The sequence below is a fragment of the Kribbella steppae genome (assembly GCF_004342025.1).
GTDB classification, from domain to species: Bacteria; Actinomycetota; Actinomycetes; order Propionibacteriales; family Kribbellaceae; genus Kribbella; species Kribbella steppae.
On the sequence record NZ_SLWN01000022.1, the window covers coordinates 46,333 to 70,479 of the forward strand.

Annotated in this window: 25 protein-coding genes; 15 read left to right on the plus strand and 10 right to left on the minus strand. The window is 67.8% G+C overall.

Going from position 1 to position 24,147, the window contains the following annotated elements:
- Nucleotides 1–98 precede the first annotated feature (98 nt).
- Nucleotides 99–803, minus strand: coding sequence for a FadR/GntR family transcriptional regulator (locus tag EV652_RS40870; protein WP_132215878.1), 705 nt, complete (start codon nt 801–803; stop codon nt 99–101).
- Nucleotides 804–1,018: 215 nt separating this feature from the next.
- Between EV652_RS40870 and EV652_RS40875 the strand changes: the two genes are divergently transcribed.
- The 3 genes from EV652_RS40875 to EV652_RS40885 all read left to right on the plus strand — a co-directional run bounded on the left by EV652_RS40875 (nt 1,019) and on the right by EV652_RS40885 (nt 4,303).
- Nucleotides 1,019–2,332: an ABC transporter substrate-binding protein gene (locus EV652_RS40875; RefSeq protein WP_199238691.1), complete on the plus strand. Its 1,314-nt coding sequence runs from the start codon at nt 1,019–1,021 to the stop codon at nt 2,330–2,332.
- Between the two features lie 166 nt (nt 2,333–2,498).
- On the plus strand, nt 2,499–3,470 hold the full coding sequence (locus EV652_RS40880) for a carbohydrate ABC transporter permease (RefSeq protein WP_132215881.1): 972 nt from the start codon (nt 2,499–2,501) through the stop codon (nt 3,468–3,470).
- Entirely contained in the window at nt 3,467–4,303 is an 837-nt protein-coding gene (locus EV652_RS40885) for a carbohydrate ABC transporter permease (protein WP_132215884.1), read from the plus strand. Before EV652_RS40880 ends, EV652_RS40885 begins: the two co-directional genes overlap by 4 nt.
- Here EV652_RS40885 and EV652_RS40890 read toward each other — a convergent pair.
- Entirely contained in the window at nt 4,261–4,944 is a 684-nt protein-coding gene (locus tag EV652_RS40890) for a pyrimidine 5'-nucleotidase (RefSeq protein WP_132215887.1), read from the minus strand. The genes EV652_RS40885 and EV652_RS40890 overlap by 43 nt on opposite strands.
- Before the next feature lie 54 nt (nt 4,945–4,998).
- Between EV652_RS40890 and EV652_RS40895 the strand changes: the two genes are divergently transcribed.
- Entirely contained in the window at nt 4,999–5,766 is a 768-nt protein-coding gene (locus EV652_RS40895; RefSeq protein ID WP_132215891.1) for an SDR family NAD(P)-dependent oxidoreductase, read from the plus strand.
- Nucleotides 5,767–5,864: 98 nt separating this feature from the next.
- Nucleotides 5,865–6,581: a hypothetical protein gene (locus EV652_RS40900; RefSeq protein WP_132215894.1), complete on the plus strand. Its 717-nt coding sequence runs from the start codon at nt 5,865–5,867 to the stop codon at nt 6,579–6,581.
- Nucleotide 6,582: 1 nt separating this feature from the next.
- Here the strand turns inward: EV652_RS40900 and EV652_RS40905 are convergent, their stop codons facing one another.
- A complete protein-coding gene (locus EV652_RS40905; RefSeq protein WP_132215897.1) occupies nt 6,583–7,476 on the minus strand; it encodes a LysR family transcriptional regulator in 894 nt (297 codons plus the stop codon).
- The gene (locus tag EV652_RS40910) at nt 7,433–7,735 is read right to left on the minus strand and encodes a hypothetical protein (protein WP_132215900.1); all 303 of its coding nucleotides are present in this window, start codon (nt 7,733–7,735) and stop codon (nt 7,433–7,435) included. The genes EV652_RS40905 and EV652_RS40910 overlap by 44 nt, the downstream gene beginning before the upstream one ends.
- Nucleotides 7,736–7,834: 99 nt before the next feature.
- Here EV652_RS40910 and EV652_RS40915 point away from each other — a divergent pair, with 99 nt between their 5' ends.
- On the plus strand, nt 7,835–8,728 hold the full coding sequence (locus EV652_RS40915; RefSeq protein WP_158441530.1) for a LysR family transcriptional regulator: 894 nt from the start codon (nt 7,835–7,837) through the stop codon (nt 8,726–8,728).
- 1 nt (nt 8,729) lies between these two features.
- On the opposite strand, the gene EV652_RS40920 is transcribed toward EV652_RS40915, so the two are convergent.
- The 3 genes from EV652_RS40920 to EV652_RS40930 form a co-directional block, all read right to left on the minus strand.
- Nucleotides 8,730–9,554: an aldo/keto reductase gene (locus EV652_RS40920; RefSeq protein WP_132215906.1), complete on the minus strand. Its 825-nt coding sequence runs from the start codon at nt 9,552–9,554 to the stop codon at nt 8,730–8,732.
- Between the two features lie 62 nt (nt 9,555–9,616).
- Nucleotides 9,617–10,702, minus strand: a complete 1,086-nt coding sequence (locus tag EV652_RS40925; RefSeq protein WP_132215909.1) for a winged helix DNA-binding domain-containing protein — start codon at nt 10,700–10,702, stop codon at nt 9,617–9,619.
- Nucleotides 10,703–10,733: 31 nt separating this feature from the next.
- The gene (locus EV652_RS40930; protein ID WP_132215912.1) at nt 10,734–11,141 is read right to left on the minus strand and encodes a hypothetical protein; all 408 of its coding nucleotides are present in this window, start codon (nt 11,139–11,141) and stop codon (nt 10,734–10,736) included.
- A gap of 285 nt (nt 11,142–11,426) precedes the next feature.
- Between EV652_RS40930 and EV652_RS40935 the strand changes: the two genes are divergently transcribed.
- A complete protein-coding gene (locus EV652_RS40935) occupies nt 11,427–12,365 on the plus strand; it encodes a hypothetical protein (RefSeq protein ID WP_132215915.1) in 939 nt (312 codons plus the stop codon).
- 18 nt (nt 12,366–12,383) lie between these two features.
- Here EV652_RS40935 and EV652_RS40940 read toward each other — a convergent pair whose 3' ends face one another.
- Together EV652_RS40940 and tdh are read right to left on the minus strand one after the other, a co-directional pair.
- Nucleotides 12,384–13,571, minus strand: a complete 1,188-nt coding sequence (locus tag EV652_RS40940) for a glycine C-acetyltransferase (RefSeq protein ID WP_132215918.1) — start codon at nt 13,569–13,571, stop codon at nt 12,384–12,386.
- On the minus strand, nt 13,571–14,620 hold the full coding sequence (tdh, locus tag EV652_RS40945; RefSeq protein WP_132215921.1) for an L-threonine 3-dehydrogenase: 1,050 nt from the start codon (nt 14,618–14,620) through the stop codon (nt 13,571–13,573). Before tdh ends, EV652_RS40940 begins: the two co-directional genes overlap by 1 nt.
- Nucleotides 14,621–14,728: 108 nt before the next feature.
- Between tdh and EV652_RS40950 the strand changes: the two genes are divergently transcribed.
- From EV652_RS40950 to EV652_RS40985, 8 genes are all read left to right on the plus strand, one after another.
- A complete protein-coding gene (locus EV652_RS40950) occupies nt 14,729–15,361 on the plus strand; it encodes a class E sortase (protein ID WP_242002313.1) in 633 nt (210 codons plus the stop codon).
- Nucleotides 15,362–16,263: 902 nt separating this feature from the next.
- Nucleotides 16,264–16,896, plus strand: coding sequence for a helix-turn-helix transcriptional regulator (locus EV652_RS40955; RefSeq protein WP_132215926.1), 633 nt, complete (start codon nt 16,264–16,266; stop codon nt 16,894–16,896).
- The gene (locus tag EV652_RS40960) at nt 16,868–17,404 is read left to right on the plus strand and encodes a hypothetical protein (RefSeq protein ID WP_132215929.1); all 537 of its coding nucleotides are present in this window, start codon (nt 16,868–16,870) and stop codon (nt 17,402–17,404) included. The genes EV652_RS40955 and EV652_RS40960 overlap by 29 nt, the downstream gene beginning before the upstream one ends.
- Before the next feature lie 55 nt (nt 17,405–17,459).
- Nucleotides 17,460–18,005: an orotate phosphoribosyltransferase gene (gene pyrE / locus EV652_RS40965; protein WP_132215932.1), complete on the plus strand. Its 546-nt coding sequence runs from the start codon at nt 17,460–17,462 to the stop codon at nt 18,003–18,005.
- Nucleotides 18,005–18,715 carry a hypothetical protein gene (locus EV652_RS40970; RefSeq protein ID WP_242002314.1) on the plus strand — a complete coding sequence of 237 codons (711 nt, stop codon included), beginning with the start codon at nt 18,005–18,007 and terminating at the stop codon, nt 18,713–18,715. Before pyrE ends, EV652_RS40970 begins: the two co-directional genes overlap by 1 nt.
- A gap of 87 nt (nt 18,716–18,802) precedes the next feature.
- Entirely contained in the window at nt 18,803–19,645 is an 843-nt protein-coding gene (locus EV652_RS40975) for a LemA family protein (RefSeq protein WP_242002315.1), read from the plus strand.
- 216 nt (nt 19,646–19,861) lie between these two features.
- Nucleotides 19,862–22,849, plus strand: coding sequence for an AfsR/SARP family transcriptional regulator (locus EV652_RS40980; protein WP_132215935.1), 2,988 nt, complete (start codon nt 19,862–19,864; stop codon nt 22,847–22,849).
- A gap of 105 nt (nt 22,850–22,954) precedes the next feature.
- Nucleotides 22,955–23,365 carry a hypothetical protein gene (locus tag EV652_RS40985; protein WP_132215938.1) on the plus strand — a complete coding sequence of 137 codons (411 nt, stop codon included), beginning with the start codon at nt 22,955–22,957 and terminating at the stop codon, nt 23,363–23,365.
- Nucleotides 23,366–23,382: 17 nt separating this feature from the next.
- On the opposite strand, the gene EV652_RS40990 is transcribed toward EV652_RS40985, so the two are convergent.
- Nucleotides 23,383–24,144 carry a DedA family protein gene (locus tag EV652_RS40990; protein WP_242002316.1) on the minus strand — a complete coding sequence of 254 codons (762 nt, stop codon included), beginning with the start codon at nt 24,142–24,144 and terminating at the stop codon, nt 23,383–23,385.
- Nucleotides 24,145–24,147: the final 3 nt, after the last annotated feature.

The following is a 24,147-nucleotide window of genomic DNA, read 5'->3' on the forward strand; positions in this document are numbered from 1 at the left end:
GCGGATCCCCTCCAGACGAACAGCCGGCGCCTGGAGGTTACGCAGACGAACAACGGTCTGCAAGATCTCGACGAAAAATAGAAAGAATCGATCACCCCTCAGTCCGTGGGTGGATCGACCTGCGGCTCGGGGCGGAGGGCGCGGAGCCAGAGCTCAGTCTGGGCGATGTGGGCGGAGGCGGCGGTAGCGGCCGCGGCCGGGTCGCGGCGGGCGATGGCGGAGAGGATGGCGCGGTGGCCGCGGTCGCTGGTCTGCTTGATCGCGTCGAACTCCGCGCCCGGCTCGAAGATGCGGTAGTGGCCGCCGCGGCCGCGGATCACGCCGGTGAGTGCGGTGACGGTCGGGTTCCCGCCGGCCGTGCAGATCGCGCCGTGGAACTCGGCGTCCAACTGCTGGATCTCCGTCGCGTCGGAGGTAGCCTCGAGCCGGTCGAGGATCTCACCCAGGAGTTTCTCCAGGTCCGGATCCTGCCGGGCGGCGGCTGCGGCCGTCGCGTGCGCCTCGAGCACCCGGCGTACCTCCATCAATTGGAGCACGCCCTCGAGCGGGATCAGCTCGACCGACAACGAGAACCGGCTGATGATCTCGGCCGGGTCCAGCGCCGAGACGTACGTGCCGGAGCCGTGCCGCGACTCGATCACGCCGAGCGCCGCCAGCGACCGGGCCGCCTCGCGCAGCGAGCTGCGGGACACGCCGAGGTGGTCGCACAGCTCGGGCTCGGGCGGGAACTTCGCTCCCGGTCCGAGCTCGCCGGACGCGATCATCTGGCGCAGGCCGGCCAGCGCCTTGTCGGTGGCAGCCATTCGTACCTCCTCGTCGCGGACACCTCACCCGAAGAGTCGCTGACGACTCATCTGAAGAGTAAGTCCTCAGACCACTTGTGGTCACATCTTCGCCGAAACCTTGTCATTCCCGCGCGACGGTCACTAGGGTGCGAGGAGCGGTCGACCAATTCATCAGATGTCCGCGCCGACCTCTGATGCCCTCCCCTGGGCCTACATCCGCTAGGAGAAGCGCCATGTCCCACCGACCACGCACGATGTTCGCATCTCTCGCCGCCGCGGCGACCGCCGCCGCGCTGCTGCTGTCCGCCTGTGGCCCCGGCCCGGCCGAGAAGGCCGAAGGCCAGGTCACGCTGCAGATGGTCGAGAGCCTGACGAACCCGACCCGGACCACGCTGCTGAAGAAGCTGATCGCCGACTTCGAGTCGAAGAACTCCGGCATCAAGGTGCAGTTGATCTCGCCGCCGACCAACCAGGCGGACCAGAAGATCCAGCAGATGCTGCAGTCCGGCAAGGGCGTCGACGTACTGGAAGTGCGGGACACCACCGTCGGTCCGTTCTCGACCAACAAGTGGATCTACGACATGACGCCCGACCTGAAGGGCTGGGACGGACTGCAGGCGCTGACGCCGAACGCGCTCAAGGTCGCCCAGGAGGGCGGCAAGTCGTACATGGTCCCGTACGGCTTCTACGGACTGTCGCTGTTCTACCGCAAGGACCTGGTGCAGCAGGCCGGGTTCAGCGGCCCACCGAAGAGCTGGGCCGAGATGGTCGAGCAGGCGAAGAAGATCAACAACCCGTCGAAGAACGTCTACGGCTACTCGTTCCGCGGCGGGCTCGGGGCCGGCGGCAACGCGATCGCGATCATCTCCGGGTACGTGATCGACGAGATCAACCGCGACAACGCGTTCAAACTGACCAGCGGCAAGACGATCTTCTCGTCGCCGAAGGCGGTCGACGCGCTCAACCTGTACGTCGACCTGTTCAAGAGCGCCTCCCCGCCGTCGTCGGTCAGTTGGGGCTACCCGGAGATGGTGCAGGGCTTCACCTCCGGTACGACGGGCTTCCTGCTCCAGGACCCCGAGGTGATCGCGACCGTCAAGCAGTCCAAGACGATCAAGGAAGACCAGTGGGGTACGGCGCCGCTGCCGGTCGGACCGACCGGCAAGGCCGCACAGCCGCTGGCGAACGCGGGCTGGGGTGTCGCGCAGGGCAGTGAGCACAAGCCCGAGGCCGTGAAGCTGATCAAGTTCCTGACCTCCGGCGACGCCGCGATGACGTTCTCGAAGGAGAACAGCCTGGTCCCGATCCTGAAGTCGGCGGCCGAGGACCCGTTCTTCAAGGACGGCCCGTGGGCGTCGTACGTGGCGATGAACGAGTCGCCCGACACCTACATCGTGGTGACCCAGCCGCGCGGTGTTCCGTGGTCGACGGAGTGGGGCAACAAGTCCGATGCCGACGTACAGAAGATGATCACCGGCAAGGCCCAGCCCGCCGAGATCCTGAAGAGCTGGGACGACTACTGGACGAAGAAATGGGCCGGGAACTAAGCCTCGATCCGTGGGTCCTGCCGCGCTGCGCGGCACTCGGCGGGCACATCGCGGCGTTGGAGCACGAGGCACGGAGAACCCCACTCCGAGCCTCGCCCTCCGCCTTGCGCTGCACTCCGCCGAGCACCTGCTCGCGGCTGCCAGGACCCACGGATCGAGGCTTGCGATGTCCCTGACTGAAACGGACCGGCCGGCTCTGCAGCCACCCGCCACGAGGCGGCCGGTCTCCGGTAGACGGCGGTGGTCCGGGCGGACGGCGTTGGTGCTGCTGGCGTTCATGTTGCCGGCGATCGTGTTCGTCGGGGTGTTCACCTACTACCCGCTGCTGAGCGGGATCCAGATGGCGTTCCGGAACTACAACCTGAACGACCTGTCGGACACCTCGTGGGTCGGGCTGGACAACTTCCGCACCCTGCTGGACGACCAGATGTTCCGCGGCACGGTGGCGAACTCGATCGTCTGGGTGGTCGGTTCGCTGGTGCCGCAGTTCCTGATCGGCTTCGCGATGGCGATGTGGCTGCGCCGGCGGTTCCGCTTCCGCGGCGCCTACCAGGCGCTGGTGTTCTTCCCGTGGGCGGTGTCGGGGTTCCTGATCGGCATCCTGTTCCGCTGGATGTTCAACGGTGAGTTCGGCGTGGTCAACGACCTGCTGATGAAGTCACACCTGATCGACACCCCGGTACCGTGGCTGGCCGATGCCCGCTACGCGATGGTCTCCGTCATCATCGCCAACGTCTGGTACGGCGTGACGTTCTTCGCGATCATGATCCTCGCCGCACTGCAGGGCGTGCCGGAGGAGTTGTACGAGGCGGCCGCGATCGACGGTGCCGGCAAGGTCCGAACCCTGTTCAGCATCACGATCCCGTCGATCCGGACCACGCTGGCGCTGACCGTGCTGCTGCGGGTGATCTGGATCTTCAACTCGCCCGAACTGATCTTCGGCATGACCGGCGGCGGCCCGGCGAACGAGACGCACATCGTCACGTCGTACATGATTCAGGTGACCCAGGAGGGCGACTACGGACGCGCTTCGGCCATGGGCGTGATGGTGGTCTTCGTGCTGATGCTGTTCGCGGTCTTCTACCTGATGGCGATCCGGCCGCGACCATCCCGTCCGGGCAGGAAGGGGCTCGCATGATCCGCTCCGAAACCCTGGCCGGCCGGATCGTGAAGTTCGGCGGCCTCGGGATCTGCCTGATCATCACGGTGTTCCCGCTGTACTGGATCCTGATCACGTCGTTCAAGGATCCCGGCACGATCTTCGCGTACCCGTTGAAGTACTGGCCGGGGACCTGGTCCCTGGAGAACTACCGCGGTCTGTTCGACCAGTCGAACTTCGGCGTCTTCGTCGGCAACAGCCTGATCGTGTCGACGGTCGCGGCCGCACTCGCCACGGTGGTCTCACTGCTGTCGGCGTACGTGCTGGCCCGGTTCGAGTTCGTCTCCAAGGGCGCGGTGATGGGCGCGTTCCTGGTCACGCAGATGATCCCCGGGTTCATCGCGCTCGGCTCGCTCTACATCCTGATGACGCGGCTGTACCTCGTCGACAACCGCTGGGGCCTGGTCCTGGTGTACGTCGCGATGTCGATCCCACTGTGCACGGTGATGCTGCGCGGGTTCTTCGAGAACGTGCCGGCCTCGCTCGAGGAGGCCGCGATGGTGGACGGGTGCTCGCGGCTGTCCGCGTTGTTCCGGGTGCTGGTGCCGGTGATGACGCCGGGGATCGCGGCGTCGTACATCTTCAACTTCGTCAACTGCTGGAACGAGCTGTTCCTGTCCGTGACGCTGCTGAACAGCGACAGCAACAAGACCATCCCGGCTGCGCTGAACGGGTTCATCAGCAGCTACAACATCGACTGGGGTTCGATGTCGGCCGCGGCGGTGCTGAGCATCGTGCCCACGATGATCCTGTTCGCCGTCGCCAGCCGCTACATCGTGGAGGGATTGACCGCCGGCGCCGTCAAGGAGTGAAGGAAGGACGGCAGATCCCAGACCTGCCACTGCCGCACCCCGACCTCCCGGTACGACGCTCCGTTGCCGGCCGCCGGTGGTCCGCCGACCAGGACGGTGGCCATGCCTCGAGCCCTCGGCACCTCCAGATTGACCGGGAGGTCGTCGAACATGACGGCGCGGCCGGGGTCGACGGTGAAGCGGGTCAGGAAGGCGTCGAGGCTCTCCTCGTACGGCTTCGGGATCAGGTCGCCGGCGAGGATGTCGAAGATGCCGTCGAAGCAGGCGGTCAGGCCGAGCTGCCGGAGCGCCTGTTCGGCGTGGTACGCCGACCCGTTCGTGTAGACGAAGCAACGACCTGGGAGGGCAGTGAGGGCGGCGGCGAGGGCCGGGTCCGGGCTGAGCACGGAATAGTCGATCCGCCGCTCGAAGCTGAGGAACTCGTGCGGATCGATGTTCCGCGTCGTCATCGCACCGCGCAGTGAGGTGCCGTACTCCGCGACCAGGTCGGCCTGGATCTGCCGGGCGCCGACCACATCGGTGCCGTAGAACTCGGCCACCGACGACAAGATGCCGTGCGTTACCTGCGCGGCCAGGGCCGAGTCGGCGGGGTAGAGCGTGTTGTCGAGATCCAGCACCCAGGTGTCGATATCCGTCAGCACCCCACCAGAGTAGTGACAGACTGGGCCCTGGCACCTACGGGAGGATGGGAGAACGTGGCGATTGCGCTCATCACCGGGCCGGTGACCGGGATCGGACGGGCGTTCGCGGACAGGCTGGCGCTGGAGGGCTACGACCTGGTGCTGGTGTCGCGGGACGAGGCGCGGCTGAAGGACACCGCCGCCGAGCTCACCCGCGTGCACGGGATCGCCTGTGAGGTACTCGCGGCCGACCTGACCGACCCGGGAGACCTTGCCCGGGTGGAGGAGCGGTTCCGGACCGGGCCGATCGAGGTCCTGGTGAACAACGCCGGCTTCGGGCTGAAGAAGCCGTTCTGGGCGAACCCGGTCGAGGTCGAGGAGAAGCAGTTCGACCTGCTGGTGCGCGTCGTGATGCGGCTGACGCATGCCGCCGTACTGCCGATGATCGAGCGCGGGTCGGGTGCGGTGATCAACGTGTCGTCGGTCGCCGGATTCCTGCAGCGCGGCAGCTACAGCGCGCACAAGTCCTGGGTGACGACGTTCTCCGCCGGGCTGGCGACCGGGCTGCACGCGAAGGGTGTCGCGGTGATGGCGTTGTGCCCGGGGCTGGTGCACACCGAGTTCCACGACCGGATGGGGATGGACAAGTCGGTCATCCCGTCCTTCATGTGGCTGGATGCCGACGACATGGTCGCGGCTGCCTGGAAGGACCTGATGCGCGGCAAGGCGATCTCGATCCCGACCTTCCGCTACAAGCTCCTCACCGCCGCCGCCCGCTACATCCCCCGAACCCTGATCGCCCGCGTCTCCACCATCGGCCTGGACGGTCGCCGCCGCGGTTAAGACCTCATCACGGCCCAACCAACTCGGTGTTGCCTGCGTCCAAGGGTGCACATCTAGGGGGAAAGGCTGGAGACATGTACGGACGGGGAGTGCGGCGGGTGACCGCTACCGCAGGGCTGATCGGGCTGGCCTTGGGTTTGGTGGCCTGCGGCAATGAAGCCACCGGGGGGACGCCGGCGGGGAACGCGGGTGCGACGCCGAGCATGACACCCAGTACGACGCCGGAGCGGTCGGTTCCGGAGCCGGTGAAGACGCCGACGATGGTGCCGACTCCGACCACCAAGCCGGCGGCGGTGCAGTTGCGGACGTCGATGCTGCTGACCGGACCCGACGTCGCGAAGGCGGATCCGAACCGCGGCTGGATCACGACGACCGGCTCGGCCGACCCGATCTGCGGTCCGTCGTCGATCCGAAGCAATGGCGTCCGCGGGAGCCTGAACCGGAACTTCACCACCGAGCTGGACGCGTCCGGCGGCCAGTGGCTGACCCGGTACGACGACGTGCGGGCGGCCAAGGCGGCGTACGACAAGATCATCGCGACCATCAAGTCCTGCAAGGCACTCGATCCCGCGCCCACGCACGCGCGCAAGATGACCGAGAACCGGACGCTGCCGCTCGGCGACGCGACCGCGATCCTGCGCTGGTACGACTACCCGCTCCCGTCGGACCCCGGCAGCGAGCCCGGTGGCTTCCCGTACGCCGTCACTCGCAAGGGCAACGTCGTCTCCGTCCTGGCCTTCCGCGAGATGGGCGACGGCGTGGCGCCGGCCAACTTCGAGAAACTCACCCGCGCCGCGGCCGCTCGGCTGGGCTGAGTCAGAGCTTCTCGGCGACCTCGGTCAGTACGGCGAGAGTCGCGGTGACGAGCGGGTGATCGGCCCGGCTCTGGCGGACGGCGGCGTACACGCGCCGGGTGGGAACCGGCTCCGTCAGCGGACGGATCACCGCGAGCGTCGGTACGGCGAGGCGCGGTACGAGCGAGACACCGCCGCCGGCCGCGACCAGGGCGGCGACGGCGCGGAAGTCGTCGGACTGATGGACGACTCGGGGCTGGAAACCGGCCTGTTCGCAGGCCAGCAGGACGACGTCGCGGATCGGGTTGCCGGGCGACGGCATCACCCAGTCGTCGGCGGCGAGCATCGGCAGCTCGATCGTGTCGGCCGAGGCGGCCGGGTGCGACGGCGGGAGGACGGCGACGAACGGCTCGGCGTACAAGGGGATCCGGACCAGGCGCTGATCGTCCGGGCGAGGCGACCCGCGATGCTCGACGGCGATCGCGATGTCGGCGTCGCCGTCGAGCAGTTGGGTGATGCCTTGGTGGCCTTCGGCATCGCGGATGACGAGGTCGAGGCCGGGGTTGGTTTCGCGGAGCCGGGCGAGGGCGGGAGCGACGAGCAGGCTGATCGCGGTCGCGAACGCGGTGACGCGGACCTCGCCGTTCGCGCCGTTCGCGTGCAGCCGCATGGCGTCTTCGGCCCGCTCGACCTCGGTGAGGATGGTGTCGGTGTGGGCGAGTAGCAGGCGGCCGGCCGAGGTGATGGCGACCCGGCGGCCGCGGCGTTCGAGCAGTTCCTGGCCGACCTCGGACTCCAGGGCGGCCAGTTGCTGCGAGACCGCCGAGGGCGTCAGGTGCAGCACCTCGGCGGCCGCGGTCACGGTGCCGTGATCAGCAAGCGCGCGCAGCACTCGCAGTCGTCGTACCTCGATCACGAACCTCAGCTTCGCACAGCTCGTGATCGGTACCGGGCACCAGCGTCAGCATCGGTGCGGGCTGCACCGGCGCGGACTGCACCGGCGCGGACTGGGCCGGCTGCGGCAACGCACCTCGGGCCTGCAACAGGCGGCGGACGGCGCGCACCGGGTGGCGGCGTGGCCGCGCCGGTCTGTGCGGGATGACCGGTGCGTTCGGGTGTGCTGAGTGGGTCTGCTCGTGGATCGCCTTGATCATCGAGAACGGGATGTAGTTCACGGGGGTTCCTTTCGTCCCTTCGACGGTAAGGACTCACCCCTTCATGCGTCCAATGAAATCTTCTCGCGAAGTTGATGTGTTTGGTGCATGATCGAGGCCATGGAACTGCGCCAGCTCAGATCGTTCGTGGTGGTGGCCGAGGAGCTGAACGTCGGTCGGGCCGCGACCCGGATGCATCTGACCCAGCCCTCACTGAGCCGCCAGATCGCCGCCCTCGAGCGCGATCTCGGTGTCGAGTTGTTCGCCCGGGTACGACGCCGCTTCGTGCTGACCGCGGCCGGGGAGACGTTCCTGGCCGAGGCGCAGGACCTGTTGCGACGATCCGACGAGGCGGTCCGCGCGGCGCAGCGGACCCAGCGCGGCGAGCTCGGGACGTTGCGGCTGCGCTTCGTCCAGTCCGCGACGTTCGAGGCGCTGCCGCGGCTGCTGGGTCCCTTCCGGCAGGCGTACCCGGAGGTGGTGCTCGATCTGGAGAGCCTGACGACGATCCGGCAGACGGAGGCGTTGCGCGACGGCCGGATCGACGTCGGGCTGATCCGCCCGACGACCCCGGAGGGCGCGCGGACCACGGCGGGCCGCACGAACGGATTGCTGACCAGGGTGGTGTCGAACGATCCGCTGGTGGCCGTGCTTCCGGCGCGGCACCGGCTGGCACGGCGGAAGCGCATCCGGCTGGAGGAGCTCGCGGAGGACCCGTTCGTCTTCTACACGCGCTTGAGTGGCCCTGCCGTCCACGACACGATCGTCGGCTACTGCCGCGCGGCCGGATTCACGCCGCGGATCGACCAACAGGCGGCCGACGTACAGACGATCGTGTCGCTGGTGGCGGCCGGGCTCGGGGTCTCGGTGCTGATCGGCCCGACCCCGCCGTCGAACCCGGACGCGGTCGTCTACCGCGAGTTGTCCGACGACCTGCCATCGTGGCAACTCTCCGTCGCCTGGTCGCCGGACAACCGTTCGCCCGTCCTCGCCCGTTTCCTCGAGCTGGTCTGACTCAGCCGAAGACGTCGGGGTCGCCGCCGGTGCGGACGCCGGTTTCGAGGTCGGCGATGGCGGCCATGTCGTCGTTGTCGAGCTGGAAGTCGAAGACGGCGAAGTTCTCCTGGATCCGGCTCGGGGTCTGCGACTTCGGGATCACCACGTTGCCGAGCTGCAGGTGCCAGCGGATGACCACCTGGGCCGGCGTCTTGCCGTGCTTGTCGGCCAGCGTCTTCAGCGCGGGCTGACCGAGCAGCTCGCCCTGGGCCAGCGGGCTCCACGCCTGGGTGATGATGTCGTTCTCCGCGTTGAACGCGCGCAGCTCGTCCTGCGGCAGTGCCGGGTGCAGCTCGATCTGGTTCACCGCCGGCCGGATCGTGGTCTCGTCGAACAGCCGCCGCAGCGCCGGCTCGTGGAAATTCGACACCCCGATCGCGCGGATCCGCTTGTCGGCGTACAGCTGCTCGAACGCCTTCCAGGTCTCGACGTACTTGTCCTTCTGCAGCGACTGCCAGTGGATCAGGTACAGGTCGAGGTACTCGAGCCCGAGCCGCTCCAGGCTCGCGTCGAACGCCGCCAGGGTGGTGTCGTACCCCTGGTCGCTGTTCCACAGCTTGGTGGTGATGAAGAGGTCGTCGCGGGGGAGGCCGGATGCGGCGATCGCCCGCCCGACGCCGGCCTCGTTGCCGTAGATCGCCGCGGTGTCGACATGCCGGTAGCCGGCCTCGAACGCGGTCGTCACGACGTCGGTGACGATGTCGTCCTCGATCTGCCAGACCCCCAGGCCCAGCTGCGGGATCTCGACGCCGTTGTCCAGAGTGATGGTGGGGACTGTGCTCATTCGTCTATTCCACCGGGCCGAGGGGGTTCGGCCCAGTCATCCGACGTGTGACAACAACCTCATCAACTGGCCGTAACCACTTCGTGGGTCTTCGCATCCGGTTCCAGGAACCGCACCAGCCCGGCTCCCGCACGCTCCAGCTCGGTCGCGGTCTTCTTCGTCGTACGCCCGAACGGGGTCAGCGTGAGAGTCGCCACACCACGCTTCTTCTCCGCCGTCCACAGGCCCGCGACCAGGCCGTCCACGGTGTACGTCGCCTTGACCCGCAGGTTCTTGGTGAACACGGCCGGCTTGTGCTCGTCGGCGATGATCCGCTCGCGTTTCGCGTGGGCGAGCAGCAGGTTGTCGAACTCCGGCAGGAACCGCACCGGCGCCGGGGTGTCCGGATCCGGCCGCGGCGCATCGGGTACGTCGTACAGCGTCTTGCCGGCCTCGTCGGTGAACTGCTCGAGCTCGAGGCCGTCGAACACCGGCTTCGCCTTCGGGAGCCCGGACCAGGTCTGGAAGTCGGCCGGGGTGGCCGGACCGAACGCCTCCAGATAGCGAACGACGAGCTCCTCGGGCACCGCCTTCGGGTTGAGCTTTCCGCTCAACCAGGCCTCGGCCGGCGTGAAGCGTGCGTTCGCCGGCCAGCCCCAGCGGGTGCCGGTCGGGTACATCACCAGCGGCACCATCATCCGGGTGCAGAACCCGAGCGCTCGCTCGTTGACCGCCGGGAACTCCTTCTGCAACGCGTCCCGCACCTCGGTGAATGTCAACGGCTCCTTGGCCAGCAACTTCTGCGCTGCCTTGACCACCTTCTCCGGCTCGAGCCCCTCACCCCGCTCCTTGAGCATCCGCAACCCCGCCTCGAGCACCGGCGCCAAGGTCGTGCGGAACCGCAGATAATCCTCGGCGGTCACCAAGTGCAACGTCCCCCGGAACAACGTCGCCCGAACGACCTCCCGCGCTTCGACGGCCTGATCCAGCTGCTCTTCCGCGAACCCGTCCAGCCGAGACCACAAGCCGACGTACGGATGCTTCGGCTCCTGCCCCTGCATCCCCACCAACCGCCCAACGGCCTCCGCCGCCGACACATCCGCCCGCTCCAGCAACAGCTGCCGAGCCAGCGTCGCCCGATTGACCGCCTTCGCACTCAGAACTGCCATGCCCACATCCTGCCCGCGAGCACCGACAACGTCAGCTGTAGTCCTTCTCGTCGTACTTCGGGAGACCGAGCAGGCGCCGGATCTCGGCGGCCGGCGCCTTGCCACCCTCCGCCGAGGCGAGCCGGACGTGCTTCGCCATCGCCGACACGCTGTCGGCGGCGGCGACCCGCAACCAATGCGGGCGGGCCGCTGCATCTGCGGTCGCCAGCGCCCGGATCTGCGTGGCCACCTTGGTCGGCCAGGCAATCGCCCGGAGCTGCCGCGACTCGGTCAGGTTCGCCGCGGCCACAGCTCGGGCACGGGCCTGCAGCGTCGCCACGGACGCACCGCTGTTGGCCGCTTTCTCGAAGCGCTCCAGCGCCACGTTGTACGGCCGAGTCACCTCCAGGTACCGCTTCCCTGCCGCAACCACACTCAGCTGCGCCGGCTTCGCAGTCACCAGCGGAACACTCCGCACCGGGGCCGGCGTAGTGCTCGGCGACGGCGCCGCACTCGAGTTCGCAACATCAACTGGCGGCTCTTCACCCCCACCGCACCCGGCGACACTCAACAGCCCGACGACACCCACAACTGCCAGCACTCGACGCACGATGCTCCCTCACCCAGACCGAACCGGCTCACCCTAGCGAATATCGCCCCAGGTGGATGAGTCCGAGGTGAGGCAGAGGGTGCGATGTTCGTCTGAGTGGGCAGAGCCGCAGCACGTCGACGAGAGGGTCAAAGGATGACCAAGGAAGCGAGGGCGGGCTCGTTGCCGCTGATGATGCGAGCCGCTGGTCTGGCGGTGGTCGCCCTGCTCCTCGCCTCCTGCGGAGAGACCGGCGGCGTTGAGCGGCCGTCCACTGCGTCAACACGCACGCCGTCCTCGCTGCCGTCCGCGACGGCGACGATCCCGGAAGTCACCCGCACGCCGGAACGCGAGCAGACTTCGTCCACCTCCGAGCCCACCCGGTCACCGGAACCCGAGCAGACGTCGTCCAGCTCCGAGCCCACCCGGTCACCGGGACGCGAGGGGAACACGTCTCCCACGGAGACGGCGCCGGAACCAACCCGGTCATCTGAAGCCGTGGCGGCCCCGTCGCCGACTCAGTCGGCGCCGGAGCCAACCCGCACCGAGTCATCCGCACCCGAGGAGACCACGTCGCCGACCGAGACGGCACCCACAGCTGACCCGTTACAGACCACCTCGCCGTCGGTCCAGCCCACCTCGGCCGAGTCGGACGGCGCACCCGCCTGGTTGTCGTGGCTGCTCGTGGCGCTGCTGGTCGCGCTTGCAGTGGCCGTTCCGCTGCTGGTGAGAGCCAGCCATCGGCGGGAGTGGCGGGATGAACTCGCGGCAGCCGAGGACGAGGTGGCCTGGTTCGCCCGCGGGCTCATCCCCCGACTCCGCCAGTTGGGCTCGCTCGCGGAAGTCGCCGGCGGCTGGAATCTCGCCGAGAGCCGGGTTGCCGCGGTGGAGGACCGGCTGACCGCTCTCGAGCCATCGGCACCGGACGATGTCGCTCAAGCTCGGGCGCTCGACCTGCGAGACGCCGTACGAGCAGCACGGGGTCAGATCGAGGCCCTGCTGGCCGCCGGCCGACAGGAGACGATGACCCAGGACCTGGACGCGGTCGCCGCCCAGCTCGAGCAGGTCCTGAGAGCACCGGTCCCGCTCGACTGACGGCTGCGACCCCGCGAGTCAGCTAACCGCGAGGGCGGCGCGGGCCTCGATGAAGGCGGCGATGGCGTGCTCTACGTCTTCGGTGGAGTGGGCGGCGGAGAGCTGGACTCGGATTCTTGCCTTGCCGTGGGGGACGACGGGGTAGGAGAAGCCGATGACGTAGACGCCCAGCTCGAGGAGTTTGTCGGCCAGGCGGCCGGCCTCGGCGGCGTCGCCGATCATGACGGGGGAGATCGGGTGGTCGCCGGGGAGGACGTCGAAACCGGCCTCGGTCATCTTGGTGCGGAAGAGGGCGGTGTTGGCCTTGAGCTTGTCGCGGAGGGCGGTGGTGCCGCCGATGAGTTCGAGAGCCTTCAGGGAGGCTGCGGTCACCGACGGGGCCAGGGAGTTGGAGAAGAGGTAGGGGCGGGAGCGCTGGCGGAGCAGCTCGACGATTTCGCGGCGGCCGGAGACGTAGCCGCCCGACGCGCCACCGAGAGCCTTGCCGAGAGTGCCGGTGAGAACGTCGACCCGGTCCTTCACCCCGAACAGGGACGGGCTGCCGGCGCCGTCGGGGCCGACGAAACCGACCGCGTGCGAGTCGTCGACCATGACGAGGGCGTCGTACCGGTCGGCCAGGTCGCAGATCTCGTCGAGGGGAGCGACGTACCCGTCCATGGAGAAGACACCGTCGGTGGCGATCAGTCGGTAGCGGGCGTCGGCGGCGTCCTTCAGTTGGGCCTCGAGGTCGGCCATGTCGCGGTTCTTGTAGCGATAGCGCTTGGCCTTCGACAGCCGGATGCCGTCGATGATGCTGGCGTGGTTGAGCTCGTCGGAGATGATCGCGTCCTCGGCGCCGAGCAGGGTCTCGAACAGACCGCCGTTCGCGTCGAAGCAGGAGCTGTAGAGGATGGTGTCCTCGGCACCGAGGAAGTTGCTCAGTGCACCTTCCAGGTCCTTGTGGATCTGCTGGGTGCCGCAGATGAAGCGCACCGACGCCATCCCGAAGCCCCACTGGTCCAGGGCCGTACGGGCGGCTGCGATCACCTCGGGGTGATCGGCCAGACCGAGGTAGTTGTTCGCGCAGAAGTTCAGGACCTCTTTGCCTGAAGCAACGGAAATCAGTGACTGCTGGGGTGAGGTGATCACCCGCTCGGACTTGTACAGCCCGGCGTCCCGGATCTCGCCGATGGTCGCCGTCAGGTCGTCCCGCATCCGCCCGAACATCAGTGCTTCTCCTCCAGAGATTCAGCCGTCCAGTCCATGATCACCTTGCCGCAGTGCCCCTGCCGCGCGACGTCGAAGGCTTGCTCGAAGTCGCCGTACCCGAAGCGGTGGGTGATCACCGGGGTCAGGTCGAGGCCGCGTTCCAGCATGACCGACATCGAGTACCAGGTCTCGAACATCTCCCGGCCGTAGATGCCCTTGATCGTCAGCATGTTGAGCACCACGATGCTCCAGTCGATCGCGATCTCGTCCGACGGCAACCCGAGCATCGCGATCCGGCCGCCGTGGGTCATGTTCGCGAGCATGTCCCGCAGCGCGGCCGGCTGCCCGGACATCTCCATCCCGACGTCGAACCCCTCCCGCATGCCGAGGCTCTGCTGTGCGTCGGCGATCGACTCCTCGCCCACGTTGACCGCGCGAGTGACGCCGATCTTGCGGGCCAGATCCAGCCGGTACTCCGACAGATCGGTGATCACCACGTTGCGCGCACCGGCGTGCAGTGCGACCGCCGCGGCCATCACGCCGATCGGCCCGGCGCCGGTGATCAGCACGTCCTCGCCGACCAGCGGGAACGACAATGCGGTGTGTACGGCGTTGCCGAACGGATCGAGGATCGCGGCGACATCCAGGTCGACCGGATCCTTGTGGACCCAGGCGTTGCTCGAGGGCAGCGCGACGTACTCGGCGAAGGCGCCCGGTACGTGGACTCCGAGCCCGCGGGTCTTGATGCACAGGTGGCGGCGGCCGGCCCGGCAGTTGCGGCAGCGGCCGCAGACCAGGTGACCCTCGCCGCTGACCAGGTCACCGACAGCGATGTCGCGGACACCGACGCCGATCTCTACCACCTCACCGCAGAACTCGTGCCCGGTCACCATCGGCACCGGCACGTTCTTCTGCGCCCAGTGGTCCCAGCTCTGGATGTGCAGGTCGGTGCCGCACAACCCCGTCCGGAGCACCTTGATCAGCACCTCGTCGGCCTCGATCTTCGGCTCCGGGACGTCCTGCAACCACAGACCGGGCTTCGCCTCAGCCTTCACCAGTGCCTTCACGGCACACCTCCACCTTCGACGATCGTCCACATCGTCGTCCCGGGCAACCACCGGCGTCCATCGACACGTCGTACACAGCCTTTGCAGTTCATCTGCATACTTATCGCCATGACGCGGGGTGTTGTGCGGGGGCTGGGGATCGTCCTGCTGGTGGCAGGGCTCGGGTTGCTCGGCTGGGTCGGCTGGCAGTACGTCGGGACCGGGATCACCTCCAACCAGAAGATGGGCGAGGCGGAGAACTCCCTGCGCGAGCACTGGCAGAAGCCGGTGCCGGCCACGAGCGCGGCGTCCACGACCGGTGTGCCGATCGTGCTGCTGCGGATCCCGAAGTTCGGCACGGACTGGGAGAAACCTGTCCTAGAAGGGGTCGGAACGGACGACCTTGCTCACGGCATCGGGCACTATCCGCAGACCCAGTTGCCGGGCCGGCCGGGCAACTTCGCGATCGCCGGGCACCGGGTCACGCACGGTTCGCCGTTCCGCAAGCTGCTCGAGCTGCGCAAGGGTGACGAGGTGATCGTCGAGACCGCGGACGCCGTCTATACCTACGAGCTGGACGGGTCGCCACGCGATCTGACCGTGAAGCCGGCCGACAACTGGGTGCTGGAGCCTGTCCCCGGCAAGCCCCAGGAGACCCCGACGAAGTCGATCATCACCCTGACCACCTGCCAGGACCTGTTCTACTCCCCGGACCGCTCGGTCGCCTTCGGCCACCTGGTGAAGGCCGCGCGCAAAGGCTGATCAGTCTGTGGTGGAACTTGACGGCTTCTGACGAAAACAGCAATCGTTCGATCCCTTGCTATGTCGTCCTAACAGTTTCCGGCGGAGCTGGTTTGTTTACCTGGCGGATTCTCGCTGCAGCAACATAGGCAAGCGTCCGGTACCCTGTCCTCTTGGGGCAGGGAACGTTGATGGGGGACGGATGAATCAAGCCGGCTGGACTTCTCCTGACAACCAGTGGCAAGCGCATTCGCGCCCGGAAGCGCAGAATGCTTTGAGTCGCGCGCGGCGGGCAGGCTGGTGGCTCAAAAAGAGTACAGGCAAGGCGAAGGTCTGGGGAGTTATCACTTGCGGCGATCCAGATCTTCCAGGTGAGCAGCGATGTTCGACAATCATCATGTCGACCTCCGGGCCCGCAGATGGAAGCGCGACAGCGCGCGCTGTCGACGACGTGATCCGGAAGTGCCCTCACGGGAGGGTGTATGTCAACGCGGGCGTGATCGAGCAGGCAGACGGTCTGATCAGGTCGGCAGTCAAGTGCTTGGACGCCGCACACGCGCTGATTGCCGCGAGCGGTCACCGAGATCTGATGGAGGACTTCCTGACCCAGGCTCTCCAGGCCTCCGCCGAGGCGGAGCAACTCCTCAGTCAGGCGATGGGAAGAGGGAGCGGCCGAGGCATCCGAGGCGTTGGGCGCACAGGCGAAGTCAGAAGCAGGTGTTTCCGCGGATGCGCAACCTGTGGATCTCGCGCGCTTCGCCGAGCGGCGAGCCGTTTCAGCGCTGAAGTTGATTGCTGACGAGACCGAACGAAGTGCGCGGCTCCTGCGCGGTCGATGCGAGGTCATTCGTGCCGAAGCTCGGACGCTGCTGGCCGGGCTCTAAGTCGATGTTGGCAGATGCCAACATCGAATGCTACGGTGGATGCCGCAGGAAGAGCGCCCTGCGCAACAGGGGGAGAGTATGCCTAACTACGAAGTGTCGGTGGCTTACGTCCAGCTGGACATCGAAGACTTGGATCGAATGGAACTTATTGCGTCTGTGGCGCCAGGCGCCGTGTTCGTCGCCAGTGAAGGTCGAACCAAGGTGAGTGACGTGGTGTCTGCCAACTCCGCGGTCGAGGCGGTAGAACGCTTGGCCGAGACAATTAGATCGGTCGACAGTACGTCAGAGCCCATTCGTGTCGAGTTTTCACTCATGGCTATTTCAGATATTGCTGAACTTCTGGGTCTCAATCGCGAGACGGTTCGTCTCTGGAGTATTGGCAAGCGCGGTCCAGGTAATTTCCCGGCCGCTGTTGATTCTGTCGGCGATCGGGTCAGGGTCTGGGCTGCCAGCGATGTGTACCAATGGTTGACTGAAAACTCGGTTCCCTGTCCCGACATTCGACCGCTATCGATGGTGGAGGTCACCGATGCAACGAAGGCGCTGCAGCGGTTGCGGAAGCGTTGGTTGGATCAGCCGGCTTTGTGCGCGGTCCCTGAGTGGACTAAGGCTAGGCATGAGGAAATTACCGTTCCAGTGACTCATGGTGCGCAAGATGCAGCCGGCCTCTGAGGCTGAGCGTGCCGTATCAGCATCTTTAGCCGCTGTGGATGATGAGCGGCTACAAGCGCGGATGCAGACGATGCTCGCTCACTGCGAGCTAGCCAACATTCGCCCGGTTGAGTTCAGTGGGAAGCGGCTGGAGGTCGGCGGAGAGCCGGTGGCGGCGAAGGTCTCCTCCGAGGTCGCATTCGCTGTGAGCCGCTCATTCATGGCCAACCGTCTCCACTGGCGAGTGGAACTCGCAGATAAGGAAGAGGTAGCAGTAGCGGAGCTCGCTGCGGTCTTCGTGGTCGACTATGAGGTGCTCGACGGGTTCGAGCCTGACGAGCAGGCCGCGGAGGCGATCGCGAATTCGACTGGCTTCTTCGCTGCATACCCCTATGCACGCGAGCTGTTTCAGTCCCAGACTGCTCGGCTGCAGCTCAACCCTCTGGTATTGGGTCTGCTGTTGCAGGGCGCTTCGCAGCCACGAGCAGTAACTGCTGTCACGTTGCCCAGTGCACCACTCGACGAGTAGGCCGGATGCGATCACTTCCCAGAGCTGACCGGTACCTGATCTAAGCTCAAGACCCATGAGCTTCGATCGGGACGGTCTGCTGGAGCAGGTGAAAACCAAGGCCATCGTGCACGGCCGGGTGACGCTGGCGTCGGGGAAGGAAGCCGACTACTACGTCGATCTGCGCCGGATCACGCTGGACGCGGCCGCGGCCCCGCTGATCGGCCCCGCGATGCTCGAGCTGACCAAGGATCTCGAGTACGACGCGGTCGGCGGACTGACCCTGGGCGCGGACCCGGTGGCGATGTCGATGCTGCACGCGGCCGCGCAACAAGGCCGGACGCTCGATGCGTTCGTCGTCCGCAAGGCCGAGAAGACGCACGGTCTGCAGCGGCGGATCGAGGGCCCGGACGTGAAGGGCCGCCGGGTGCTCGCGGTCGAGGACACGTCCACCACCGGCGGCTCGGTGCTGACCGCGGTCGAGGCGCTGCGTGAGGCCGGTGCCGAGGTGGTCGCCGTCGCGGTGATCGTGGACCGCGCCACCGGGGCACGGGAGAAGGTCGAGTCGGAAGGGCTGGAGTACCGGTCCGTGTTCGGTCTCGAGGATCTGGGTCTCGGCTGATGGAGATCAGCCCGGTCCTGCTGATCCTGATCGCCCTGGTCGTCGGCGGTGGGATCTTCTACTTCAACTACCTGGCGGCGAAGAAGCGCCGCGAGTTGTTCGCGGCTTTCGCCGCGCAGCAGGGCTGGTCGTACCTGCCGCACAACAACGCGCTGGCCCATCAGTGGGCGGGTACGCCGTTCCAGACCGGTGACCACTGGCAGGTGAAGAACGTGCTGTCCGGCGCGTTCAACGGCCACCAGATGGTTGCCTTCGACTACAGCTACCAGACGCACTCGACCGACTCGAAGGGCCGTCGTACGACGACCACGCACAAGTTCGGCGTCGTCGTCGTGCAACTGCCCGGTGCGCTGCCGCATCTGGAGGTCACCCACGAGGGGATCTTCGGCGGGGCGGTGGCGAACGCGTTCGGGTTCCGCGACATCCAGTTCGAGAGCGACCAGTTCAACCGGGCGTTCCGGGTGAAGGCGGACAACGAGCGGTTCGGGCACGCGGTGGTGACGCCGCGGATGATGGAGCTGCTGCTGGCCCGCGGCGAGATCGGCTGGCGGGTCGAGGGCAACTCGCTGGTCGGCTGGGACAAGGGTGCGCACAACCCGACCGAGGTGATGAACCGCCTGTCCCTGCTGCAACAGGTGGTCGAGCAGGTCCCGCCGTACGTCTGGCGCGACTACGCCGGCGTCGACCCCCGCCAGCAGCAGGGCTACTGAGCCGCCTGCGGCCCGCGCTGGGCAGGCCGCGGACCCGACGACCCGTAGAGTCGCACCTGAGCATCGCCAACACTCGGGAGCAGGGGAATGCTGACCTTCGTCATCATCGCGATCGTCGCGGTCGTCGTGATTCTGGGAATCGCGCTGATCGTGTCGTACAACCGGTTCGTCAAGCAGCGGAACCTGATCCAGGAATCCTGGCGCCAGATCGACGTCGAGCTGCACCGTCGCTACGACCTGATCCCGAACCTGGTCGAGACCGTCCGGGCGTTCGCCGCGCACGAGCGGCACGTGTTCGAGGAGGTCGCCCGGCTGCGGACCCAGGCGGTCAACGTGCAGGGCGCCCCGCCGGAGCAGCGCGCGGCAGCGGAGAGCGAGCTGTCCGGTGCGTTGCGTCAGATGATGATCTCGGTCGAGGCGTACCCGCAGTTGCAGTCGAACCAGAACTTCCTCAACCTGCAGCGCGAGCTGACCGACACCGAGGACCGGATCGCGGCGGGCCGGCGGTTCTTCAACGCCAACGTGGGTGACTACAACACCCGGGTCGAGGCGTTCCCGTCGAACCTGATCGCGAACGGCTTCAAGTTCGAGAAGGCCGGCTACTTCGAGGTCAACGACGAGCAGGTGCGCTCGGTACCGCAGGTCTCGTTCGGCACCATCGGCTCGGTCGCCGGCGAGCAGGCGCCGCCGCAGATGCAGGCCGGGCCGCAGTCGTCGGGGCAGATCCACCCGCAGATTCCGGGTGACCAGGGCAACTATCAGGGCCAGCCGCAGTTCCCGGCCTACCAGCAGCAACAGGGCCAGAACCCAGGCCAGCCGGGTCAGTACCAAGGCCAGCCGCCGTACCAGGGCCAGCCACCGGTCGGCGGCCCGCCTGCGAGTTCCCCCAGCCCGCAGGACGGACAGCCGCCGTTCACCGGTGGCCAATAGGCACCGGTTTTCCCGTGGTCCAGGCCCCCCGACCCCAAACTCCCAACCAGTGCCAGACCCGGGTGCGACGGCGGTCAGTCGCCACGCCCGGGCCTGCCCTCCCCCCGGTACCTGTGTCAACAGTGCCGCACTGAGATACATCCGGCGTACATCGGGCTTCCGGGCGGGTACGCAGGGATGCCACGATAGGTCGGTTCGAGAGTGGAGGGCAGGCGAGTGGACAGTCTGAGGTACGGAATCCTCGGACCTCTGCGCCTCATCCATGTCCAGGGTCAGCCGCTCCGGGCCGCCAAGCCGCGTCAGCTGCTGGCAACGCTGCTGCTGCACCCCAACCGGTTCGTCTCGACCGATCTGATCGCCGACGCCCTCTGGGAGAACAGCCCGCCCCGCTCCGCGACGGCGAACATCCGCACCTACGTCCGGGCCCTCCGCGGCGTCCTGCAGGATGCCGGGTTGCCCGCTCCGATCGACACCTCGGCGGCCGGTTACAGCATCGAGGTCGGTGTCGACGAGCTCGACGCCAGTCTGTTCGAGTCGTTGCTCGCGGAAGGCGGTCACCTCCGCGACGCCGGTGACAGCCGCCAAGCGATGCAGGTGCTGTCCCGGGCCCACTCACTCTGGCGCGGCCGCCCGCTCGAGGACCTGTCGATCCCGGCCGCGTGGGAGGGCTCACTGGCCCGCCTGGAGGCGCAGCACCGCGGCCTGGTCGACGTACTTCTGGACCTGCGGTTGGAGCACGGCGACGCGAGCGGTGCGGCGGTTCTGCTCAGCGCGCGGCTCACCGAGGACCCGTACGACGAGCAGATGTGGCGGCGACTCGTCGACGCGCTCCTGGCGGCCGGCCGGGTCGGTGAGGCCCGGGCCGCGTACGCCAAGGCGGTGCAGACGCTCGCCGAAGAGCTCGACATCAAGCCCAGCCCCGAGCTCGAGGCGGCCGGTGCCCGGGCCGAGAACGGCCGGTCGGCCAACTGGCCGAACCCAGGCATCCCAGCCGCGCGTACGACGGAACGCGAAGGGCCGGCCGTCGTACCGCCGGGACCGATGGCGGCGCCGGAGCTGACGGATCCGCAGCGGCCGCCGAGTCAACTGCCGCTCGATCTACCCGACTTCAGCGGCCGGCAGCACCTCGTGGACCGGTTGCGCGACCTCGTCTGTGGCCGCGACCCGGTCCGTCCGCCGATCGCGGTCATCTCGGGTGCGCCCGGCACCGGGAAGACGTCGCTCGCGGTCCGGCTCGGGCATCTGGTCCGGGACTACTTCCCGGACGGACAGATCTATCTGGACATGCACGGCGCGACGCAGCCGCGGGATCCGGCGGCCGCGCTCACAGATCTGCTGCTCAGCCTCAACCTGCCGGACTACGCGATCCCCACCGACCCCGAGCGGCGGTCGGCGATGCTGCGGTCCGAGCTGGCCAGCCGGCGGGTGCTGATCCTCCTCGACGACGTCGCGACGGCGAGCCAGGTGACGCCGCTGATGCCGGGGACTGGCGCTTCCGCGGTGGTCGTCACCAGCCGCAACCGGCTGATGGACCTGGCCGGTGCGGACAGCTTGGCGCTGGACACGTTCGGCGATGGCGAGGCGGCTGACCTGCTCGAGCTGGTGGCCGGCGCCGGTCGCGTCGACCGCTCCTCGCCCGCGGCCGAGGAGATCCTGGCCGCCTGCGGGAACCTGCCGCTGGCCATCAGGATCGCCGGCAGCCGGTTGGCCCAGCGGCCGGACCTGAGCCCGCGCGAGCTGGCCCGGCGGCTGCGCGACGAGACCTCGCGGCTGGACGAGTTGAGTATCGGCGAGCTCGCCGTACGCACGAGTGCGGATCTCAGCTACGACGCGCTCAGCCCGGAGGAGGCCCGGCTCTACCGGTTGATCGGCCACTTCGCTGTCGGGGTGTTCTCGGCCCGTGCGCTCGAGGCGGTCGCCTCGCCGGCCGCCGTACGACGCAGTCTGGACAGCCTGATCGAGGCCAATCTGGTCCGGATCAGCTCGGTCGACCACCGCGGTACGGCGCGCTACCGGGTCCACGACCTGCTCCGGCTGCACGCGATCGGGGTCGGCGACGAGGAGCAGAAGGCGCAGGCGGTCCGGGATGTGACCACTGTGCTGGACGCGATCCTGAACAAGATGCGCCGGGCCAACGCGGCGCTCGCCTTCGAGTACTTCGGCGTCATGGAGCACACCGGGCCGCTGACCGCGCCGGATCCGTCACCGTTCACCGAGACCGACGCCATCGCGTGGTTCGACAGTGAGCGCAGTACGTTCGTGCCGGCGATCCGGGCCGCGGCGCAGAACGGGTTGCACGATCAGGCCTGGCGGATCGCCTCCGCCTGGGCGCCGTACCTGGACATGCGGGCCGGTTTCGACGACTGGAACAGCTCGCACCAGCAGGGTCTGCTCAGTGCGATGGCCTGCGGCGACCGGCGCGGCGAGGCGATCATGCACCGCAACCTCGGCCAGCTCGCGCTCTACCAGGACGACTGGGACACGGCGTGGCAGCATCTCGACGCGGCGGCGCAACTGTCGGCCGACATCGGGGACCGGCTCGGGCAAGGCATCGCCGCGGTCGGACTCGGCACCTGGCTGCGCGAGCGCGGCCGGCGAGACGAAGGACTGAAGCAGTACGAGCAGGCGGTCGAGGCGTTCGTCGAGGTCGGCAACGCGAACGCAGAGGCACTGGCCCGGACCGCGATCGCGAACATCTGGCTGGCCCGCGGCGACACGGCGACCTCGGGGCGCTACCTGGCCGAGGCGTTCCTGCTCGCCGTACGGCGGGTCGACGACAGCCACCGGGAGGCGAAGGTACGGCGGCGGATCGCGGCGCTGCGGTCCCACCAGGGGCGGTACGACCTGGCGGTCCGGCAGTTGCGGACGGCGCTGGCGATCTTCAACGGCATGGGTGACGACCACTGCGCGGCGTACACGCGGGCCGATCTCGGGCAGACGCTGATGGAGCGCGGCGAGGTGGCGGCCGCGCGGAAGATGCTGCTCGACTCGATCGACATCGGTCACCGGCTCGGCGACCGGAGCGTCGAGGGGCAGGCCGCGCAGCACCTCGGCCAGCTCTACCTGTCGACCGGGAATCTCGACTCGGCCCGCCGTACCCTCGACCGCGCGGCACGGGTCTGGCAGCAGGCCGGGAACGACGTCCGCGCCGCCGAGTGCCGCCGTGAGCTCGCCACCTTCGACACCACCACCGCTGCGGGCTGATTCGCGCCTGTTGCGAATGTACGGCGGGTGTATTCCGGTCGGACAGGATTTGTCCTGCCACGGCAACAGGCCTGGTGGTTTCGGGGGAAACGGGGAGAGACAGCTATGGCCTGGGGGGAGGTTGTTGTGGAGCGCCGGATCGTGGCGCGGGTGGCGAACCCGCGAGACACCGAGGCGGCGCTGAACTGGCAACTGGAACGGGTGGGGTCGGCGGCCTGGCAGGACTGGCCGTTGAAGTTCCAGCGGATGGCCTTCGGCTATGCCCAGGACAGCGGCTGGCACGACGCGTCCGACGCAGTGCGGTGGCTCGACCATCACGCCCTGCTCCAGGAGGGGGCGGCGCCACGGGGGGCGCTGGTCTGGTACCAGGCGGCAGACCGGATCCGGGTGGCATGTTCACTCGGATCCGATCAGGTGGTCGGCCCGCTGCTCAGCGGCCCGGTCGAAGTAGCCACGCTCGCCGACCTCAGCACCGACTGGGTCTGGTCCGAACCCCACTTTCCCTTCGGTCAGTAGGCCCGGCTGCGCGAGGTTCAGTCGTTGCTGTGATGCGTGCCGGCCGTGTGCTTCGGGGCGGCCGGGGCGTCGGCGGTGTCCTCGGCGTCCGGGGCGCTCACGGCGTCGGCGAGGTCCGCGGCATGGACCGGCGTGACCAGGGCCGCGGCGCGGCGGCGCCTGGCCAGGAACCACTCGACGACCATCGGCACCACGGAGATCAGGACGATCAGCAGGATGGCCGACTCGAGGTGCTCGTGGATGAACTTGACCTGGCCGAGGGCGTGGCCGAGCAGGGTCAGTCCGGTGGCCCAGAGGACGGCGCCGACACCGGTCCAGACGAAGAACTTCTTCGGGTCCATCTTGCCCGCACCGGCCACGATCGTGATGAAGGTACGGACGATCGGGACGAACCGGGCCATCACCAGCGCGCGCGGGCCGTACTTCTCGAAGAACGCATGCGTCTCTTCGATGTACTTCGGTTTCAGGAACCGGGCGTTCGGGTTGGTGAACAGCGTGGTCCCGAGCACTCGGCCGATGTAGTAACCGGACACGTTGCCGAGGAACGCCGCGACGGTCAGGATCACGCAGGCCAGCCACAGCGGCACGTCGATCGTGCCGTGCGCGATGAACAGGCCGACGGCGAACAACAGTGAGTCACCGGGCAGGATCGGGAACAGCAGCCCGCACTCGATGAACACGACCGCGGCCGTGCCCCAGAGGGCCCAGTCACCCAGCCAGGTCAGCAGGTATTCCGGGTCCATCCAGTTCGGCATCAGCATCGCGACAAGAGGAAGCACGCG